Origin of the sequence: Stenotrophomonas sp. WZN-1, assembly GCF_002192255.1 — a bacterium.
In the GTDB taxonomy this organism is placed as follows: Bacteria; Pseudomonadota; Gammaproteobacteria; order Xanthomonadales; family Xanthomonadaceae; genus Stenotrophomonas.
On sequence record NZ_CP021768.1, the window covers coordinates 1,227,749 to 1,245,038 of the forward strand.

A 17,290-nucleotide genomic window follows, 5' to 3' on the forward strand; every position below is an offset into this window, starting at 1 on the left:
ACGCAGCATCCGACGTTTCGCGGCACCGTCACGCGAAGCGCCGGGCCACGCCCGGCTCAGACCAGCTCGAGGATCTCGTCACCGGCCTCATCGATCTCGCCGGTCGGGCGCCAGCCCAGGCGGCGGTAGAAGCCATGCGAGCGCGAACGCGGGTCGGCCGAGCAGGCCAGGAACAGCCGGGTGTGGCCAGCATCGCGGGTCAGGCTCACCACCTCCTGCAGCAGCTGGCGGCCGATGCCGCGGCCCTCGTACTCCGGCAGCAGCGCCAGCACCAGCACCTCGCCGCTGTCGCGGTCGGCGAAGCAGTAGCCGGCCATGCGCTCGCCTTCCCAGGCAACGCGGCCGATCGAATCGCCGTGGGCAATGCCGGCCGCCCAGTTGTCCTCGGTGATGCCCAGTTCCGCCAGCTGGGTGGCATTGAAGGCATTCTCGCGGGTGCGCCCGCGCAGGTCGATGCAGGCAGCGGCATCCTCGGGGCGTGCATCGCGGACGAATACAGGCATGCAGGGCATCCTTGCAGTGATCGGCCCGCCAGTATCCGCATTGCGCATGGACCCGGTGTGTAGGCCTGATGGAGAGTATGGAGCGCCTGCAACCGGGTCAGTCACTGCCAACGGTGAAGTACTCCACGACGAAGTAGCCGATCTGGTAGGCCAGCGTTGCCAGCACAAGGCGCAGCTGTGCGCGGCGGCTGCGCAGCCACCCGCCGAGTACCGCCACCGCCAGCATCAGCACGGCATGCAACGGGTACGCGGTTCCCAGCAGCTTCCAGCGGCTGCTGCCCTTGATGCCGGTATCGATCAGGTCGAGCAGGGTCAGCGCAGCAATCACGCTGAAGATCCAGCGCCGGCGCTGCATCAGGTAGTTTCCGTAGCTGCCGTATTCGCGCAGATCGTCGGGAAACAGCAGCGCGCACAGCAGGAACCAGGTCGCGCAGTAGACGATCACGAACAGGTAGGTTTCGAACGTCCAGCGGTGCACCTCGATGAGGCGGAATTCCCACCACCAGAAGGTCACCAGCGATATCAGCGTCCATGCCACCCAGCCAAGGTGCAGTGCAGAGCAGCCGCGGCGCTGGGGATGCTCGATGATCTGTGCCAGGCCCTTGAGCACGGTGGTGATCGACAGGCCGAGGATGATGCCCATCACCACCCGGATGTGCAGGAACAGCGGATCGGTCTGCATCGCGGCGCTCCGTGTCGGATGCCTCGATGCTGGCACAACAGGGCAGTCAGGAACGGACCCCGGTCACGCGGAGAAAAAAGGGGACGGAGGGGATTAAGTCGTATAAGGCCAATACGACTTGTAGGGCAGAAGCGACTTAATCCCCTCCGTCCCTTTTTTGCTGATCACCGTCAGCGCTTGCGCCGAATCAGCGCCGAGGACGCGTCCAGTACCGCGCGGGTCAGCAGCGCCATGGTCTGCACGTCGCCCTTCCAGTGCTGCCAGTACAGCGGCACGTCTTCCCACGCGCGCTGCCGTACGTACACCAAGCGACCGGCATCCAGGTGCCGTTTGACCAGCGGCAATGGGTTCATGGTCCAGCCCATGCCGCCCAGGTTGGCCTGCACGAACGCGCGGGTGGAGGGAATCCACCAGGTCGGTGCGGTGCTGGCCAGGTCGTCGCCGGCCATGCGCCGGGCAAAGCGCGACTGCATTTCGTCCTTGCGGTTGAACACCAGCACCGGTGCCTGCGCCAGCGCCTGTGCGGTCACGCCCTTGGCGAAATGCCGCTCGCGGAATTCGGGGGTACAGGTCGCCGCGTAACGGATGCTGCCCAGCGCGTGGATCTGGCAGCCCTGCACCGGCTCGTCCAGTGTGGTCACCGCGCCCAGCACCGTGCCCTGGCGCAGCAGTTCGACGGTGTGGTCCTGGTCCTCCACGCGCAGGTCCAGGGTGGTGCCGGTGCTCTGTGCGAACTGCGCGGCGGCCTGCGGGAACCAGGTTTCCAGGCTGTCATGGTTCACCGCCACCGGGATGCTGGCCTGGGGCAGGTCTTCGTCGGCCAGGCCCATCCGGTGCAGCGCATCGTGTTCGAGCAGGGCGGTCTGTTCGGCCAGCTGCACCAGCACCTGGCCCTCGGCGGTGGCGGTGGCCGGGGTGCCGCGCTTGACCAGCAGGCGCCCGACCCGGTCCTCCAGCGCCTTGACCCGCTGCGAGATGGCCGAGGGCGTGACATTCAGCGACTGCGCGGCGCGGTCGAAGCTGCCTTCGCGGATCACCGCGGCCAGGGCGCGCAGCTGGGCATGGTCGATACGCATCGAATTAAGCTCCGCTAATGTTGGTTTAGAAAGTTTAGCTCGTCTTTTTCATGTTGCGGCGCGACAATGGCGCTCGTTCCGGTGCTGTCCGCCTTCGCGAGGCACCGTCCCCCAGCAATACAAGGCAGTGAATCCCATGTTCTCGGTCATCTCCGCCAGCACCGGCCTCGGTGCCTGGTTCTCTGGTGCAGCCACCGGCATCGGCCTGTTCGCCGTGGTCGGGGCCCAGAGCGCCTTCATTCTGCGCCAGGGCATCCTGCGCAAGCACATCGTGCCGGTGGTCGCTACCTGCGCGGCCATCGATGCCATCTTCATCTTTGCCAGCGTGGCCGGCCTGCGCACGCTCACTTCGGCGCTGCCGTGGCTGACCACCGCCGTGCTGTGGACCGGTGTCGCGTTCCTGGCCTGGTATGCGATGAAGTCGGCACGCCGTGCGATCGCCGGCGGCGGTGGCATGGGCGAGGCTGACAGCGACGACGGCAGCCGCCGCGCGGTGCTGATGGCCGCAGTCGGCTTCTCGCTGATCAATCCGCACTTCTGGCTGGACATGATGGTGATCGGCTCCATTGCTGAGAACTTCGGCAACGCCCGCATGGCCTTCGCCGCCGGCGTGGTCACCGCCAGTTGCCTGTGGCTGACCGCGCAGGGCCTCGGTGCCCGCCTGCTGGCGCCGCTGTTCACCAAGCCCAGCACCTGGCGCGTGCTCGACGGCACCATCGCCGTGATCCTCAGCATCCTGGCCCTCATGTTGGCGGTGCGCGGGGTCCACTGACCCGGCGCACGCCCCCCGAACCCACGTCCTGACTCTCTCTCCAAGGTAGTGGCAACGACGGCACCGGCAACGGTGCCGTCGTCTTTTCCGGCTCTGGCGGGAAACGCACGGCCCTGCCTAGAATCGGCCACCAGGACAAGGTGTCCACAGGAGCAGGGGAAGGATGCACAAGACGATTCTGGCGGCCGCACTGGCCGTCATCGGGGGCGTTGCCGCAGGCAGCGTGGGGGCGGTGGACCTGACGCAGTACCTGCGTCGCGAGACCTTCACCGACATCAAGATTTCGCCGGGGGGCGAATACGTGGCGGCAACGGTGCCGATGGAGGACGCCACCGCGATCGCCGTGCTGCGGTTGAAGGACAAGCAGATGGTCGGCAGTTTCCGGCCACCCAGCCGCAACCACGCGCAGGAATTCGACTGGGTCAGCAACGAGCGCCTGCTGATCGGCCTGGCCCAGAAGTGGGGCTCGCTCGACCAGCCCAATCCCACCGGCGAACTCTATGCCATCGATGCCAACGGCAATCGCGGCGAACTGCTGGTGGGCTATCGCGTGGAGAGCAACGGCCCGGGAACCCGCATCCAGCCGAAGAAGGTCGAAGCAGTGGCCGCCTTCCTGGCCGACGACCTGCCGGGCGACGAGCGCAACGTGCTGGTCACTGTGTGGCCGCTGGCCGAGGATCCGTTCACCCGCGTCGATCGCATGGATGTGACCAGTGGTCGTCGCTCGCGCGTGGCGTCCTCGCCGGTACGGCGCGGCGAGTTCACCACCGACGGCGCGGGCGAGGTCCGCTTCGTACACGGCTCGGGCAGCGACAACATCAACAAGCTGTACTTCCGCGAACGCAGCGGCGACAGCTGGAAGCTGATCAACGATGAGGCAGTCAGCAAGCGCATCGAAACCGCCCTCGGCTTCTCGGCCGATGACAGCCTGGCCTATCTCAACGTCGAGCAGACCCAGGGCCCGGATGCGATCGTCAGCTGGAACCCGCAGACCGGCGAACGCGCCACGCTGCTGCGCGACGAGGTGGTCAACCCGTACCGCATCATCCACCGGCCTGGCACCCATGTGCCGGTTGGCGCGCTGTACCTGGGCGATACGCCACGCACCCGCTTCTTCGATGAAGGTTCGGCCGATGCGCGGCTATACCGCAGCCTGGAGGCGGCCTTCGGCGGCGCGGTCTACATCACCTCCAGCACCCGCGATGGCCGTGTCGTGCTGGTGGAAACCTGGTCGGGCACCAATCCCGGCGACTTCTACGTGTACGACACGGTGGCGCGCAAGGCTGACCACCTGATCAGCCGCAGCGACTGGATCGACGTGAACCGCAGCGCCAGCGTGAAGCCGATTGCACTGAAGGCGCGCGACGGGCTGCCGCTGCATGGCTTCCTGACCCTGCCGGCCGGCAGCGACGGGCGCAACCTGCCGATGGTGGTGATGCCGCATGGCGGCCCGTTCGACATCTTCGATTCGGGCCAGTACGACCGCGAAACACAGATGCTGGCCGCCGCCGGCTATGCCGTGCTGCAGGTCAACTTCCGCGGTTCGGGCAACTACGGCCGGGCCCACACCCAGGCCGGTGCGCAGCAGTGGGGCGCGGCGATGCAGGACGACGTCACCGATGCCACCCGTTGGGCGATCAGCGAAGGCATCGCCGACGGCCGTCGCATCTGCATCTATGGCGCCAGCTACGGGGCCTACTCGGCGATGATGGGGGCCGCCCGCGAACCTGGCTTGTACCAGTGCGCGGCCGGCTATGTCGGTGTCTACGACCTGCCGATGATGTACACCCGCGGCGATATCCAGGACCGCGGTTCAGGCGTGACCTACCTGCGCGAATGGCTGGGGGATCCGGCCAAGCTGGGCGCGGTGTCGCCGGTGAACCTGGCCGAGCGGATCAAGGTGCCGGTGTTCCTCGCGGCCGGTGGCGAAGACAAGCGCGCGCCGATCCAGCACACCGAGCGCATGGAAGCGGCGCTCAAGCGCGCCGGCACGCCGGTGGAGAGCCTGTACTACAAGACCGAAGGCCACGGCTTCTACACCGAGGCCCATCGCAGCGAGTACTACGACAAGCTGCTGGCGTTCCTGGCGCGCAGCCTGGGTGGCAAGACCGCCACGATTGCGCCCGCGGCCGGCAAGGACAAGGCGCCCTGAGCCGAAGGGCGGCGGATGATCGTTCCGCCGCCCTGGTTTTCCGCAGGCGCGGGGCTTACTTCACCCCGTGCATCATCTTCTTCAGCAGCGGCGCGGCGATGAACGCTGCCAGCGCGCAGCCCAGCCCGATCCACATCAGCAGCCAGAACAGGTGCGCATAGGCGCCGGCGGCGGCCACCATGTCCAGCGATTCGCCTTCCGGCACCTCGATCGCGGCCAGCTTGCCGAACAGCGCGGCCAGCGTTTCCGAGAATGCGGTGGCCAGGAACCAGGTGCCCATCATCAGGCTCATCACCCGCGGCACGGCCAGCTGGGTCACCGCCGACAGGCCGACCGGCGACAGGCACATCTCACCGCTGGCCAGCAGGAAGTAGGCCAACACCAGCCACCACACGCTGGCCATCTCGCCCGTGGCGCCGACCTGCTGCGCCGCCAGCGCCAGCGGCACGAACGACAGCGCACCAATCGCCAGTCCCCAGGCTGACTTCACCGGCTTGCCCGGTTCCCAGCCGCGGCGGTCCATCCACGTCCATAGCGCGGCAAAGGCCGGCGCCAGCAGCACCAGGAACAGGCCGCCGAGGTAGGTCAGCGAGCCTGCGGTCTGCGGAATCACCAGGCAGTCGCGCACCAGCAGCACCAGCATCAGTACGACGATGGCGGCGAAGAACGTGCGCGGCGCGGCCGAACCCGGGCGCCGTTCGGACAGGCGCGCGCTGACCACGAAGCCCAGCGGTGCCAGCAGCAGCGAGATGATCGACCACGGCAGCGGGGTACCGCCGGTGATCACCAGCGCAGGCACGATGTCCTTGGTCAGCAGCCGATCGGTGAAGGTCACCCAGGAGCCGTAGGACTGCTCGTACATGGTGAAGAACACCAGCGCCATGAAGATCAGCACCATCAGCGCGATCATCTGCTGGCGCTGCACCGGCGTGCACTTGCTGCCGGTGAACCAGGCGAACCAGACCAGCACGCCGCCCAGCACCACCAGCATCAGCATCAGCGCCAGGCTGATTTCACCGCCCAGCGCGAACGCACCATTGCCGGCGGCCCACATCAGCCACGCCACCGGCAGTACGCCGAGCACCGCGCACAGATAGATGAGCCATTCGCGCGGCAGGCCGAGCACCTTCTGCTTCAGCGCGGCCGGCTGCGGCGGCTCGGCGTGGCCCTGCAGGTACTTCTGGCCCCACAGGAACATTGCCAGGCCGGCCAGCATGCCGATGCCGGCCGCGCCGAAACCGTACTTCCAGCCATAGGCCTCGCCGAGGAAGCCACACACCAGCGACGAGAACAACGCGCCGAGGTTGATGCCGGCGTAGAACAGCGAGAAGCCCGAATCACGGCGCGGGTCGTCCTTGGCGTACAGCTTGCCGACGATGGTGGAGATGTTCGGCTTCAGGAAGCCCACGCCCATGATGATCAGCGCCAGCGACAGGTAGGTCACGGCCAGCGCCGAGGTGTCGCGCACCACTTCGCCGTTCACCCGGTACGCCGCGTGGCCTTCGAAGGCCATGCCAAGGTGGCCGAGCACCAGCAGGATGCCGCCGAACAGCACCGCCCGCCGCATGCCCAGCCAGCGGTCGGCCAGCATGCCGCCGAACACCGGGATGCAGTACACCAGGCCGCCGTAGGCGCCAAGCAGGTCCAGGCCTGCCTTGTCACCGAACAGGTGGTACTTGGTCAGGTACAGCAGCAGCAGCGCCTTCATGCCATAGAAGGAGAAGCGCTCCCACATTTCGGTGAAGAAGCAGACGTAGACACCCTTGGGGTGGCCCAGGAAGTCGTCGGAAGCAGAGGCGGCAACGGTCATCGACGGCGGGGACAGCGGAAAGGGCGCGATTATAGGCCTGCAGCCGCGGGTACGCCCGGTAGCGCCGTGCCAGCTTCCAGTAGTAGATCCACACCATGCGTGGATGGCCGCCCGATTGATGGCCTACAGGTACCGCAACCACGCCAGATCGCGCCTTCGTGCCTTGAACCGCGCGAACGCCCGCGTCGGTGGATACATCGCCACCGCCAGTGCACAGGCCACCAGCATCAGGCCGCTGACCGAATCCAGCGCATACAGCTCGCCGTCGGTCGGGCCCCACACCGCCAGCGCCGCCAGGTACAGCCCCTTCAGCACATACAAGTGCAGCAGGTAGAAGAACATCGGTGCTGCACCAATGTCGGCCAACGGCCGCAGCGCACGCGCCACTGGCGGCCACTCGTACAGGCGCAGCAGCAACAGTCCCACGCCCAGGGTCAACAGCAGGAACTGCAATGACGGCGGGTACTTGGTAACGTTGAAAATGCTCAACCACGTGCGCAGCGTGGTGGTCTGGTACGACCAGGGAGCATCCCCGTACTGGTTTGCGAACCGCAGCAGCGCGAACAGGACCAGCGCGCCGATGCCTGCGCACAGCAGCCAGTGCCGACGCTGCTCTGGCACCCGCTCACGAGCGAACCAAGGGCCCATCAGGTATCCCAGCGCGATCACCCCGAGCCACGGCAGTACCGGATAGGAGGTGCGTAGCCGCAGCGTACCAGCCTCGATCCAGTCGCGCTGGTGCAGCACTTTCCACAGCGTCGCGAACACGCCATCGCCCTCCACGCGCACCGCATCGAGCAGGTTGTGCCCTGCCACCAGCAGCACCGCCAGCACCAGCAAGGCCCGCCGCGGCAGCCACAACAGGCCGGCCAGCGCCATCATGCTGAGGCCGATGGCCCAGATCACCTGCAGATAGATCGTGTCCGGCGGGAACTGGAAGGTCCAGGCGAAGTTCACCAGGGTCAGTTCCAGCACCACCAGGAACAGGCCGCGCTTGAGCAGGAAGGCGGCGGTGGCCCGGCGCGGGTCCGCCTGGCGCTGGCCGTACAGCCAGGCCGACAGCCCGGTGAGCAGCACGAATACCGGCGCACACAGGTGGGCCAGCAGACGGCAGGCGAACAGCGCAGGGGAGACCGTCGACGCGTCCATCGAATCGCCCACCTGATGCTGCAGGAAAAAGGTCTCGCGCACATGGTCAAGCAGCATCAGCAGCATTACGGTGCCGCGCAGCTGGTCGATGGAGGCCAGGCGAAGTGAGGGGGAAGGGGGCATTCGATGCGGCAGGATCAGGAAATATTAAGATATAACATATCGTTTGCGGCGAGCCCAGCCGCACTTTGCCGGGTCGGTCGGTTGCCGGTTCACGCGCGGGCCCATTGCGCTGCAGCACATGCCCCATCCTTTGGCAGGCTGGACTTGATCTGCCCTGAACGCTAGCGTGGCAGGGATTTTTTGCCAGCAGGGGCTTCCATGAACCACGACGCTGCGCCCAAGCAGCTCACCTTCCGCGCAGTGGCCCTGGCCATCGTGCTGGCGGTGGTGCTGTCGGCCGCAAACGCCTACCTCGGTCTGTTCGCAGGCCTGACCATCGCCACCGCCATTCCCGCCGCGGTGATTTCCATGGGCGTGCTGCGCCTGCTGGGCGGTGGCTCCATCCTTGAAAACAACATCGTGCAGACCGGTGCCTCGGCCGGTTCGTCGATCGCCGCCGGTGTGATCTTCACCATCCCCGCGCTGGTGATCATGGGCTACTGGCCGGACTTCAAGTACTGGTGGGTGCTGGGCATCGCCGGCCTTGGCGGCCTGCTGGGCGTGCTGTTCTCGGTGCCGCTGCGCCGTTCGATGATCGTCGAAGACCCGCTGCCGTTCCCGGAAGGCAAGGCTGCGGCCGAAGTGCTCAAGGCTGGTGAGAATCCGGGCCCGGGCCTGAAGATCCTCGGCCTGTCGGCGGTGATAGGTGCCTTCGTCAAGCTGGCCGCGGAAAGCGGCATGCGCCTGATTCCCGATGCCTGGGCCACCTCGGCCTATGTCGGCAGTTCCAAGGTCACCGCCTTCATCGGCACCAACCTGTCGCCGGCATTGCTGGGCGTGGGCTACATCGTCGGCCTCAACGTCGGCATCGTGGTGGTGTCCGGCTCGATCCTGACCTGGCACATCGCCATCCCGATCTACCAGGCGTTCTTCATGAACACCGATCCGGCACTGGCCGCGTCGGTGGCCGCTGCTTCCTCCACCGAGGCCGCGTTCGCCATCTGGGGCGCGAAGATGCGCTACCTGGGCGTAGGTGCGATGCTGATCGGTGGCATCTGGACCCTGATCTCGCTGCGCAAGTCGCTGCTCAACGGCGTCAAGAGCGGCTTCGCCGCGGCCCGCAAAAGCGGTGGCCCGGTGCTGGCGCACACCGAGCGCGACCTGCCGATGAAGTGGATGCTGGTCGCCCTGGTGGTGTTCGTGCTGCCGCTGCTGGCCCTGTACCAGGCCATCGTCGGCCAGTGGCACGTGTCGATCCCGATGACCCTCATCATGATCGTCGCCGGCTTCCTGTTCGTCTCGGTCTCGGCCTACCTGGCCGGCCTGATCGGTTCGTCCAACAACCCGGTCTCGGGCATCACCATCTCCACCATCCTGTTCGCCTCGGCCGTGCTGGTCGTGCTGCTGGGCAAGGATGGCCTGCAGCCGGTCGGCGCCTTCGGCGCGCCGCTGGGCGCGGTGGCCGCGATCATGATCGGCGCGGTGGTGTGCTGTGCTGCAGCGGTCGGCGGTGACAACCTGCAGGACCTCAAGGCCGGCTACATCGTCGGTGCCACTCCGTGGAAGCAGCAGCTGATGCTGGGCATCGGTGCGTTCTCGTGCGCGCTGATCATGGCCCCGGTGCTGAACCTGCTGGCCACCGCCTACGGCATCGGCGTGAAGTCCGAACTGCACCCCAACGCGCTGGCTGCGCCGCAGGCCAACCTGATGGCCTCGGTGGCCAAGGGCCTGTTCGGTGGTGAACTGCCGTGGACCTTCATCGGCATCGGTGCCGTGGTCGGCGCCGCCATCATCGCCTTCGACAGCTGGCTGAAGTCGCGCAACGCCCGCTTCCGCGTGCCGGTGCTGGCCGCCGCCATCGGCATCTACCTGCCGCTGGAACTGATGGTGCCGATCTTCCTCGGCGGCCTGATCGCCTACCTGGTCGAGCGCTTCCACAAGGTGCGCGCCGATGACGAAGAAGGCCGCGACCGCGTGCACAAGCCGGGCGTGCTGTTTGCTGCCGGCCTGATCACCGGCGAGGCACTGATGGGCATCGCCATCGCGATTCCGATCGTGGTCAGCAGCCGCGCCGACGTGCTGGCCGTCCCGTTCCACCTGCCGGGTGCACAGTGGATCGGCCTGGCCGTGCTGTTCGTGGTCGGCTGGCTGATCTACCGCACCGGCAAGCGCGCCGTGGCGTAAGGGAAGAGTAGTGCCGGCCGCTGGCCGGCAATCCCGGAATCCCGTGATACCCCTGGTTGCCGGCCAGCGGCCGGCACTACCGCAAACCGCGCTACGGCGCGGTTTGCCTTTTCTGGCGAAGGCATCGCCCCGTCCCCGGCCATGACCGATGGCCTTGGCAGCCCCGGCCGCCCGGGCCTACCATCGGTTTTTTGCCGTCCTGCGGAGACCCCGATGAAACTGCGTCATGCCCTGCTGCCACTGAGCCTGCTGGCCGCCCTGCCCAGCGTCGCCGCTGCCCGTGGCCTGGAAGTCCGCGACATGGTGGCCATGGACCGCGTCTCCGCGCCGGTACTGACCGCTGACGGCGGCACCGTGGTGTTCGCCAAGCGCAGCGTGGATGCCAACCTGAAGGCCTCCACCGCGCTGTACGCGCGCAACCTGCGCACCCGCGACGCAGCGCCGCCGAAGCAGATCACCCCGGCCGGCTGGAGCGTCAATTCCGCTTCGCTGTCGGCCGATGGCCAGACCGTGTACTTCCTCAGCGCCAAGAACGGCAGCCAGCAGCTGTACGCGCAGCCGATCAACGGCGGTACCCCGCGCCAGCTGACCGACTTCCCGGTCGACGTGGACAGCTACCACGTGTCGCCGCAGGACGACCGCGTGCTGTTCAGCGCCGGCGTGTTCCAGGCCTGCGCCTCGGACCTGGCCTGCACCGGGAAGAAGCTCAAGGACGTGGCCGGTGCCAAGGCCAGTGGCAAGGTCTTCGATTCGCTGTTCGTGCGCCACTGGGACACCTGGAACGATGGCCGCCGCAACACCCTGTTCGTCGCTCCGCTGCCGACGGCCAAGGCCGGCGCGGTCAAGGGCGCGTCGGCGCTGAGCGCGACCATCGATGGTGATGCGCCGTCCAAGCCGTTCGGCGGCAATGATGATTTCGCGTGGTCGCCGGATGGCGCCAGCGTGGTGGCCAGCATCCGCGTGGCCGGCAAGCAGGAGCCGTGGTCGACCAACTTCGACCTGTACCGTTTCGACGCCGACGGCAAGCAGGCGCCGGTCAACCTGACCGCCGCCAACCCGGCCTGGGATGCCGGCCCGGTGTTCAGCGCCGACGGCAAGACGCTGTTTTACCGCGCGATGAAGCGCCCGGGCTTCGAGGCCGACCGCTTCGGCCTGATGGCGATGGACGTTGCCAGCGGCAAGACCCGCGAGATTGCCCCGCAGTGGGATCGTTCGGCCGGTGGCATCACCCTGTCCGCCGACGGCGCCAGCATCTACACCACTGCCGATGACCTCGGCGAGCACCCGCTGTTCCAGATCGACGTGGCCAGTGGCAAGGCCACCAAGCTGATCGGCGATGGCAGCGTGACTGCGGTCGACGTGGCCGGCAACAGCGTGGCGATCACCCGCAACAGCCTGAAGAGCAACGACCAGGTGCTGGTCGGCCTGCTGCCGGCTGCAGGCGAAGCCATCGGCGAACTGCGCGCGCTGACCCCGGCCGCTGGTGAGGTGCTCAAGGATGTCAGCTTCGGCGACTACGAACAGTTCGAGTTCAAGGGCTGGAACAACGACACCGTGCACGGCTATGTGGTCAAGCCGCACAACTACCAGGAAGGCAAGTCGTACCCGGTCGCGTTCCTGATCCACGGCGGCCCGCAGGGCAGCTTCGGCAATGGCTGGAGCTACCGCTGGAACCCGCAGACCTATGCGGGCCAGGGCTACGCGGTGGTGATGATCGACTTCCACGGTTCCACCGGCTATGGGCAGGCCTTCACCGATGCGATCAGCCAGCACTGGGGCGACCGCCCGCTGGAAGACCTGCAGAAGGGCTGGGACGCGGCGTTGAAGAAGTATTCCTTCCTCAACGGTGACAAGGCCTGTGCGCTGGGTGCCAGCTACGGCGGCTTCATGGTCAACTGGATTGCCGGCAACTGGAACGGCCCGTTCAAGTGCCTGGTCAACCATGACGGCGTGTTCGACCAGCGCATGATGGGCTACGCCACCGAAGAGCTGTGGTTCACCGAGTGGGAGCAGGGCGGCACGCCGTACCAGAAGGCCGCGAACTACGAGAAGTTCAACCCGGTCAACCATGTGGCGGACTGGAAGAAGCCGATCCTGGTCATCCATGGCCAGCAGGACTTCCGCATTCCGGTCGAGCAGGGCCTGGCTGCGTTCACCGCCGCCCAGCGGCAGGGCATCGAATCGAAGTTCCTGTACTTCCCGGATGAAAACCACTGGGTGCTGAAGCCGAACAACAGCATCCTGTGGCATGACACCGTCAATGCCTGGCTGAAGCAGCACATCGGCAACTGATGACTGCAGCGCCGCCCTTCGGGGCGGCGTTTTTGTTTCACCATCTGCTTTACCGGTGGGGGCGGATGTTCCCGCCGGTGGGTGCCGACCGTTGGTCGGCGCACCTCCAGCCAACAGCAGCCGGCCAGCGGCCGGCTCTACCCAGAGCGCCTGCATGCCCTCGACCGCCCTGATCCAGAACGACATCGTCGTCTTCGGTTTGATCGCCGCCACCCTTGGCGCCGTGTTCTGGACCGCTTCGCGCGAGCAGGGGCTGTGGAAACGCTTCTACACTTTCGTGCCGGCGCTGCTGCTGTGCTACCTGATTCCCGGCATCTACAACACCGTCGGCCTGATCGACGGCCAGAACACCAGGCTCTACAACCCGATCGCGCGCGACATCCTGTTGCCGGCCGCGCTGATCCTGCTGACTCTGGCAGTGGACATCAAGGGCATCCTGCGGCTCGGCCCGAAGCTGGTGCTGATGTACCTGGGCGCCTCGGCCAGCATCATGCTCGGTGCGGTGGTGGCGTTCCTGGTGATGCGCGCGCTGCATCCGGAAACGGTGGCCGGTGATACCTGGGCCGGCATGGCCGCGCTGGCGGGTAGCTGGATCGGCGGCGGTGCCAACATGCTGGCGATGCGCGAAGTGTTCGACGTCAACGCCACCACGTTCGGCCAGTTCGCGGTGGTCGATGTCGGTGTCGGTTACGTGTGGATGGCCGCGCTGATCTTCCTGGCCGGACGCGCAGCGAAGATCGACGCGCGCAGTGGTGCCGATACCTCGGCCATCGATGAACTGAAGGAGCGCATCGCGCGCTTCCAGGCCGAACATGAGCGCATTCCCAGCCTCACCGACCTGATGCTGATCGTCGCGGTGGCTTTCGGTGGCGTCGGCCTGTCGCACGCGATCGGCGCGCCGCTGGCGGCCTGGTTCAAGGCCAACGTCAGCTGGGCCCCGCAGTTCAGCCTGGACGCGCCGTTCGTGTGGGTGGTGGTGCTGTCGACCACGCTGGGCCTCAGCCTGAGCTTCACCCGTGCCCGCAATCTGGAAGGGGCGGGTGCGTCGAGGCTGGGCTCGCTGCTGCTGTACTTCCTGATCGCCTGCATCGGCATGCAGATGGATCTGCTGGCGTTGCTGGACCGCCCGTGGCTGTTCCTGCTCGGCCTGATCTGGATCGCCGTGCACATCGTGCTGCTGTGGTGCCTGGGCAAGCTGCTGAAGGTGCCGTTCTTCTATTTCGCCATCGGTTCGCAGTCGAACATCGGTGGCCCGGCCTCGGCGCCGGTGGTGGCGGCCGCGTTCCATCCGGCGCTGGCGCCGGTGGGCGTGCTGCTGGGCACGATGGGCTATGCCACCGGCACCTACCTGGCCTACATCGTCGGCATCACCCTGCGCGCGCTGGCCGGGCAAGGCTGATGGGTGTTGGGTCAGATCCCTTTTGCGCCGCAAAAGGGATCTGACCCCGGTCCACGATGCGTTACGCCACCGGCAACCCTCGTTCGACCAGCCACGCCTTCGCGTCTTCGGCGTCCTGCTCGAACCACGCCTTCGTAGACCCCAACCGATACGTATACCCCCAGGCATCCATGTCGGCCATCAGCCGCTGGCTGCCGACACCGGGCAGCTGCCCGGCCAGCACGATCTGCAGGTAGCAGGTCGCGTCTTCCTCGGCCACCGAGTCGGTGGCATCGGTATGCACCTGCGCACGCCGCTCCGGCGGCAGCACGATCAGGTGGCAGGCTTCGTGCAGCATCGAGTGCACCGGCGTGTCATCGCGCACGTACACGTTGCTGGCGATGATGCCCGCCTCGGGCTCGCCCCAGTAGCTGCCGGGAATCGGTTCGCCGGCTGCCACGTGGTGCAGCCGAAGGCCGTGCGCGGCGAGCAGGCACTGCGCATCGGCGAAGGCGATGTCGCCCACGCAGGTGATGTCCACGGCGGTCGTCGTATCGGTCATGCGGGTCAGGCAGCCCCGCCCATGCAGGCACGGGCGGGGCAGGGGATCAGGGTTTGTCCGGGCCTTCAGGCAGGGCCACGGATATGTCCAGCACGTCGTGCTGGCCATCCTTCACCAGGTCGACCTTCACCGCATCGACGTCGATGTTCACGTACTTCTTGATCACTTCCAGCAGCTCGCGCTGCAGCAGCGGCAGGTAGTCCGGGCCACCACGGTGGCTGCGTTCCTGCGCGATGATGATCTGCAGGCGGTTCTTGGCGGTTTCGGCGGTGGTCTTCTTCGCTTTGAGGAAATCAAACAGGCCCATGCTTACCCTCCGAACAGCTTGCTGAAGAAGCCCTTCTTCTCGACGTTGGTGAAGCGCATCGGGCGTTCTTCGCCGAGGATGCGCGCGACGGCGTCTTCATAGGCCTGGCCGGCAGCGGATTCGACATCCAGGATGACCGGCTCGCCCTTGTTGGAGGCGTTGAGCACGTCGCCCGATTCCGGAATCACGCCGATCGCCTTCAGGCCGAGGACTTCCTCGACGTCGGCGATGCTCAGCATTTCGCCGCTTTCCACGCGCAGCGGGGTGTAGCGGGTCAGCAGCAGGAAGGCCGGCACGTCCTGGCCGGACTCGGCCTTGTGGGTCTTCGAGTCGAGCAGGCCGATGATGCGGTCGGAGTCGCGCACCGACGACACTTCCGGGTTCACCACCACCACCGCGCGGTCGGCGAAGTACATCGCCAGGAAGGCGCCCTTCTCGATGCCGGCCGGGGAGTCGCAGATGATGTAGTCGAAGCCGTCGGCGGCCAGATCCTTCAGCACCTTGCCCACGCCTTCCTGGGTCAGTGCGTCCTTGTCGCGGGTCTGCGAGGCGGCCAGCACGTACAGGTTGTCGAAGCGCTTGTCCTTGATCAGGGCCTGCTTGAGGGTGGCTTCGCCGTGCACGACGTTGACGAAGTCGTACACCACGCGGCGTTCGCAGCCCATGATCAGGTCGAGGTTGCGCAGGCCGACGTCGAAGTCGATCACCGCCACCTTCTTGCCGCGCCGCGCCAGGCCGCAGGCCAGGCTCGCACTGGAAGTGGTCTTGCCGACGCCGCCCTTGCCGGAGGTGACTACGATGATTTCAGCCAAAGGACTTCTCCTGATGATTCTGTTTGGGTGCTGCGTCAGTCCAGCGCAGCGATCTTGATCTGGTCCTGTTCCAGCCACACCTGGACGGCCTTGCCGCGCAGGTTGTCCGGGACATCGTCCAGCACCTTGTAATGGCCTGCAATGGCGACCAGTTCCGCATGGAAATCACGGCAGAAAATACGCGCCGCGGTGTTGCCCTGGGCCCCTGCCAGCGCGCGGCCGCGCAGGGTGCCGTAGATATGGATGCTGCCATCGGCGATGACCTCGGCGCCGGCGCCGACGGTGGCCATCACGGTCAGGTCGCAGTTTTCCGCGTACAGCTGCTGGCCCGAACGCACGTTGCCCAGCTGCATGCGGCCCGGCTGCGGTGCAGCAGCGTCGGCCACCTTGGCTACCGGCGTTGCCGGGGCCGGCTTCGGTTCGGCACGGGCCGCGCGGCGCGGTTCCGGTGCGGGCGGCGGCGGGGCCGGCTCGGCCTCGGCACGCTCGTACTGGGCGCGGAACTTCGCCAACAGCGGCAGGCCGAGCTGCTGCGAGAGCAGGTCGACCGCACTGGTGCCGTAAGCCAGTGCCACCGGCAGCACACCCGCACTGCGCAGGCCGTCGACCAGCGCCTGTGCGGTCGCCACATCCGGCACCTGGCTCAGGCCGCCGAAGTCGAGGATCACCGCAGCGCGGCCGAACAGCTTCGGTGCACGGGTCACGCGCTCGCGCATTTCCTGCACAAGGCGTTCGACATCAAGGGTACGGATGCGCAGGTTGGCAACGCCCACCTGGCCGATCTTCAGTTCACCCGCCTGTTCGTAATCGAAATTCACCGCCACGCTCAGGTCCCCGTCGGCCGCTGTGCCTGCGCCGGCAACTGCCGCGCGCGTGTCCATGCCATATCCGGCAGCTTGTCGCCGTAGGTCTCCTGGACCCACGGGTAGCTGCACAGTTCCTTGGCCAGCATGCTGGCACGCACATCGACCTGCGGCATGGTGTTCTGGCCCAGCTCGCGGAAGCCGAAGCTGCCGTGGAAGAGCAGGGCGGCATCGGCGCCATGGTCGAGGAAGACTTCGCAGGTCATCTGCGGGTAGCGCAGCTCGGCGAAGCTCTGCGCGTCGGCATAGAACGCACGGCCGACACCACCGCCACGACGGCGGCTGGCGACCACGATGCGGTCGATATAGAAGAACGGGGTGTCCAGCTGCTGCTTGAACCAGGCGAAATTGCTGCTGTCGTGCTGGCTGTCGCTGCCGAAGCCGATCAGGAAGCCGGCCAGGTTGCCGTCGCGCTCGGCGACGCGGAAATACTCAGCGGTTTCATAGAACAGGCGCAGGCGGGCCGCATCCAGGGGAAGGATGGCCAGGCCAGCGTTGTTGTTCAAAGCCAGGACGGAATCGAGCTCGTGCTCGCGCACGTCGCGGATGACAATCGACATTGTGACTCCGTGGGGTAACGCGGTTGGTCCATCAAGGGACCCTGCGCACGATTATTGCATGCCCGGGGTGGGCTGCGGCATGAACA

General features: G+C 66.6%; 15 protein-coding genes. 5 read left to right on the forward strand and 10 right to left on the reverse strand.

Going from position 1 to position 17,290, the window contains the following annotated elements; all coding sequences use genetic code 11:
• Window positions 1-56 precede the first annotated feature (56 nt).
• The 3 genes from CCR98_RS05765 to CCR98_RS05775 form a co-directional block, all read right to left on the reverse strand.
• Window positions 57-503 (reverse strand): GNAT family N-acetyltransferase, encoded by a 447-nt coding sequence (locus CCR98_RS05765; RefSeq protein ID WP_087921857.1) that lies wholly within the window; start codon window positions 501-503, stop codon window positions 57-59.
• A gap of 97 nt (window positions 504-600) precedes the next feature.
• Window positions 601-1,185, reverse strand: coding sequence for a hypothetical protein (locus CCR98_RS05770; protein WP_087921858.1), 585 nt, complete (start codon window positions 1,183-1,185; stop codon window positions 601-603).
• Between the two features lie 170 nt (window positions 1,186-1,355).
• On the reverse strand, window positions 1,356-2,261 hold the full coding sequence (locus CCR98_RS05775) for a LysR family transcriptional regulator ArgP (RefSeq protein ID WP_087921859.1): 906 nt from the start codon (window positions 2,259-2,261) through the stop codon (window positions 1,356-1,358).
• A gap of 136 nt (window positions 2,262-2,397) precedes the next feature.
• Here CCR98_RS05775 and CCR98_RS05780 point away from each other — a divergent pair, with 136 nt between their 5' ends.
• Both CCR98_RS05780 and CCR98_RS05785 read left to right on the forward strand, forming a co-directional pair.
• A complete protein-coding gene (locus tag CCR98_RS05780) occupies window positions 2,398-3,033 on the forward strand; it encodes a LysE family transporter (RefSeq protein WP_005415673.1) in 636 nt (211 codons plus the stop codon).
• A gap of 163 nt (window positions 3,034-3,196) precedes the next feature.
• On the forward strand, window positions 3,197-5,185 hold the full coding sequence (locus CCR98_RS05785) for a prolyl oligopeptidase family serine peptidase (RefSeq protein ID WP_087921860.1): 1,989 nt from the start codon (window positions 3,197-3,199) through the stop codon (window positions 5,183-5,185).
• Window positions 5,186-5,240: 55 nt separating this feature from the next.
• Here CCR98_RS05785 and CCR98_RS05790 read toward each other — a convergent pair whose 3' ends face one another.
• Window positions 5,241-6,995, reverse strand: a complete 1,755-nt coding sequence (locus tag CCR98_RS05790) for an oligopeptide:H+ symporter (protein ID WP_087921861.1) — start codon at window positions 6,993-6,995, stop codon at window positions 5,241-5,243.
• Window positions 6,996-7,118: 123 nt separating this feature from the next.
• Entirely contained in the window at window positions 7,119-8,267 is a 1,149-nt protein-coding gene (locus CCR98_RS05795; protein ID WP_087921862.1) for a heparan-alpha-glucosaminide N-acetyltransferase domain-containing protein, read from the reverse strand.
• Between the two features lie 198 nt (window positions 8,268-8,465).
• On the opposite strand from CCR98_RS05795, the gene CCR98_RS05800 reads away from it, so the two are divergent.
• From CCR98_RS05800 to CCR98_RS05810, 3 genes are all read left to right on the forward strand, one after another.
• Complete coding sequence (locus tag CCR98_RS05800; protein WP_087921863.1) at window positions 8,466-10,430, forward strand: oligopeptide transporter, OPT family; 1,965 nt, start codon at window positions 8,466-8,468, stop codon at window positions 10,428-10,430.
• A gap of 213 nt (window positions 10,431-10,643) precedes the next feature.
• Complete coding sequence (locus tag CCR98_RS05805; RefSeq protein WP_087921864.1) at window positions 10,644-12,722, forward strand: S9 family peptidase; 2,079 nt, start codon at window positions 10,644-10,646, stop codon at window positions 12,720-12,722.
• A gap of 154 nt (window positions 12,723-12,876) precedes the next feature.
• Complete coding sequence (locus CCR98_RS05810; protein ID WP_087921865.1) at window positions 12,877-14,121, forward strand: DUF819 family protein; 1,245 nt, start codon at window positions 12,877-12,879, stop codon at window positions 14,119-14,121.
• A gap of 61 nt (window positions 14,122-14,182) precedes the next feature.
• Here the strand turns inward: CCR98_RS05810 and CCR98_RS05815 are convergent, their stop codons facing one another.
• The 5 genes from CCR98_RS05815 to CCR98_RS05835 are packed head-to-tail and all read right to left on the reverse strand — an operon-like array spanning window position 14,183 to window position 17,204.
• The gene (locus CCR98_RS05815; RefSeq protein WP_014036355.1) at window positions 14,183-14,662 is read right to left on the reverse strand and encodes a hypothetical protein; all 480 of its coding nucleotides are present in this window, start codon (window positions 14,660-14,662) and stop codon (window positions 14,183-14,185) included.
• Window positions 14,663-14,708: 46 nt separating this feature from the next.
• The gene (gene minE, locus CCR98_RS05820) at window positions 14,709-14,969 is read right to left on the reverse strand and encodes a cell division topological specificity factor MinE (RefSeq protein WP_005408532.1); all 261 of its coding nucleotides are present in this window, start codon (window positions 14,967-14,969) and stop codon (window positions 14,709-14,711) included.
• A 2-nt stretch (window positions 14,970-14,971) separates the two neighbouring features.
• Window positions 14,972-15,781, reverse strand: coding sequence for a septum site-determining protein MinD (minD, locus tag CCR98_RS05825; protein ID WP_005415682.1), 810 nt, complete (start codon window positions 15,779-15,781; stop codon window positions 14,972-14,974).
• Between the two features lie 35 nt (window positions 15,782-15,816).
• Window positions 15,817-16,662, reverse strand: a complete 846-nt coding sequence (gene minC / locus CCR98_RS05830; protein WP_087921866.1) for a septum site-determining protein MinC — start codon at window positions 16,660-16,662, stop codon at window positions 15,817-15,819.
• Entirely contained in the window at window positions 16,608-17,204 is a 597-nt protein-coding gene (locus CCR98_RS05835) for a GNAT family N-acetyltransferase (protein WP_087921867.1), read from the reverse strand. The genes minC and CCR98_RS05835 overlap by 55 nt, the downstream gene beginning before the upstream one ends.
• Window positions 17,205-17,290 lie beyond the last annotated feature (86 nt).

Bases quoted from the DNA above. Each gene is read 5' to 3' on its own strand.
- CCR98_RS05790 (WP_087921861.1), bottom strand. From the start codon at position 6,995: ATGACCGTTGCCGCCTCTGCTTCCGACGACTTCCTGGGCCACCCCAAG.
- CCR98_RS05815 (WP_014036355.1), bottom strand. From the start codon at position 14,662: ATGACCGATACGACGACCGCCGTGGACATCACCTGCGTGGGCGACATC.
- CCR98_RS05800 (WP_087921863.1), top strand. From the start codon at position 8,466: ATGAACCACGACGCTGCGCCCAAGCAGCTCACCTTCCGCGCAGTGGCC.
- CCR98_RS05805 (WP_087921864.1), top strand. From the start codon at position 10,644: ATGAAACTGCGTCATGCCCTGCTGCCACTGAGCCTGCTGGCCGCCCTG.
- CCR98_RS05835 (WP_087921867.1), bottom strand. From the start codon at position 17,204: ATGTCGATTGTCATCCGCGACGTGCGCGAGCACGAGCTCGATTCCGTC.
- CCR98_RS05810 (WP_087921865.1), top strand. From the start codon at position 12,877: ATGCCCTCGACCGCCCTGATCCAGAACGACATCGTCGTCTTCGGTTTG.
- CCR98_RS05785 (WP_087921860.1), top strand. From the start codon at position 3,197: ATGCACAAGACGATTCTGGCGGCCGCACTGGCCGTCATCGGGGGCGTT.
- CCR98_RS05795 (WP_087921862.1), bottom strand. From the start codon at position 8,267: ATGCCCCCTTCCCCCTCACTTCGCCTGGCCTCCATCGACCAGCTGCGC.
- CCR98_RS05775 (WP_087921859.1), bottom strand. From the start codon at position 2,261: ATGCGTATCGACCATGCCCAGCTGCGCGCCCTGGCCGCGGTGATCCGC.
- CCR98_RS05780 (WP_005415673.1), top strand. From the start codon at position 2,398: ATGTTCTCGGTCATCTCCGCCAGCACCGGCCTCGGTGCCTGGTTCTCT.
- minC (WP_087921866.1), bottom strand. From the start codon at position 16,662: ATGGACACGCGCGCGGCAGTTGCCGGCGCAGGCACAGCGGCCGACGGG.
- CCR98_RS05765 (WP_087921857.1), bottom strand. From the start codon at position 503: ATGCCTGTATTCGTCCGCGATGCACGCCCCGAGGATGCCGCTGCCTGC.
- minE (WP_005408532.1), bottom strand. From the start codon at position 14,969: ATGGGCCTGTTTGATTTCCTCAAAGCGAAGAAGACCACCGCCGAAACC.
- CCR98_RS05770 (WP_087921858.1), bottom strand. From the start codon at position 1,185: ATGCAGACCGATCCGCTGTTCCTGCACATCCGGGTGGTGATGGGCATC.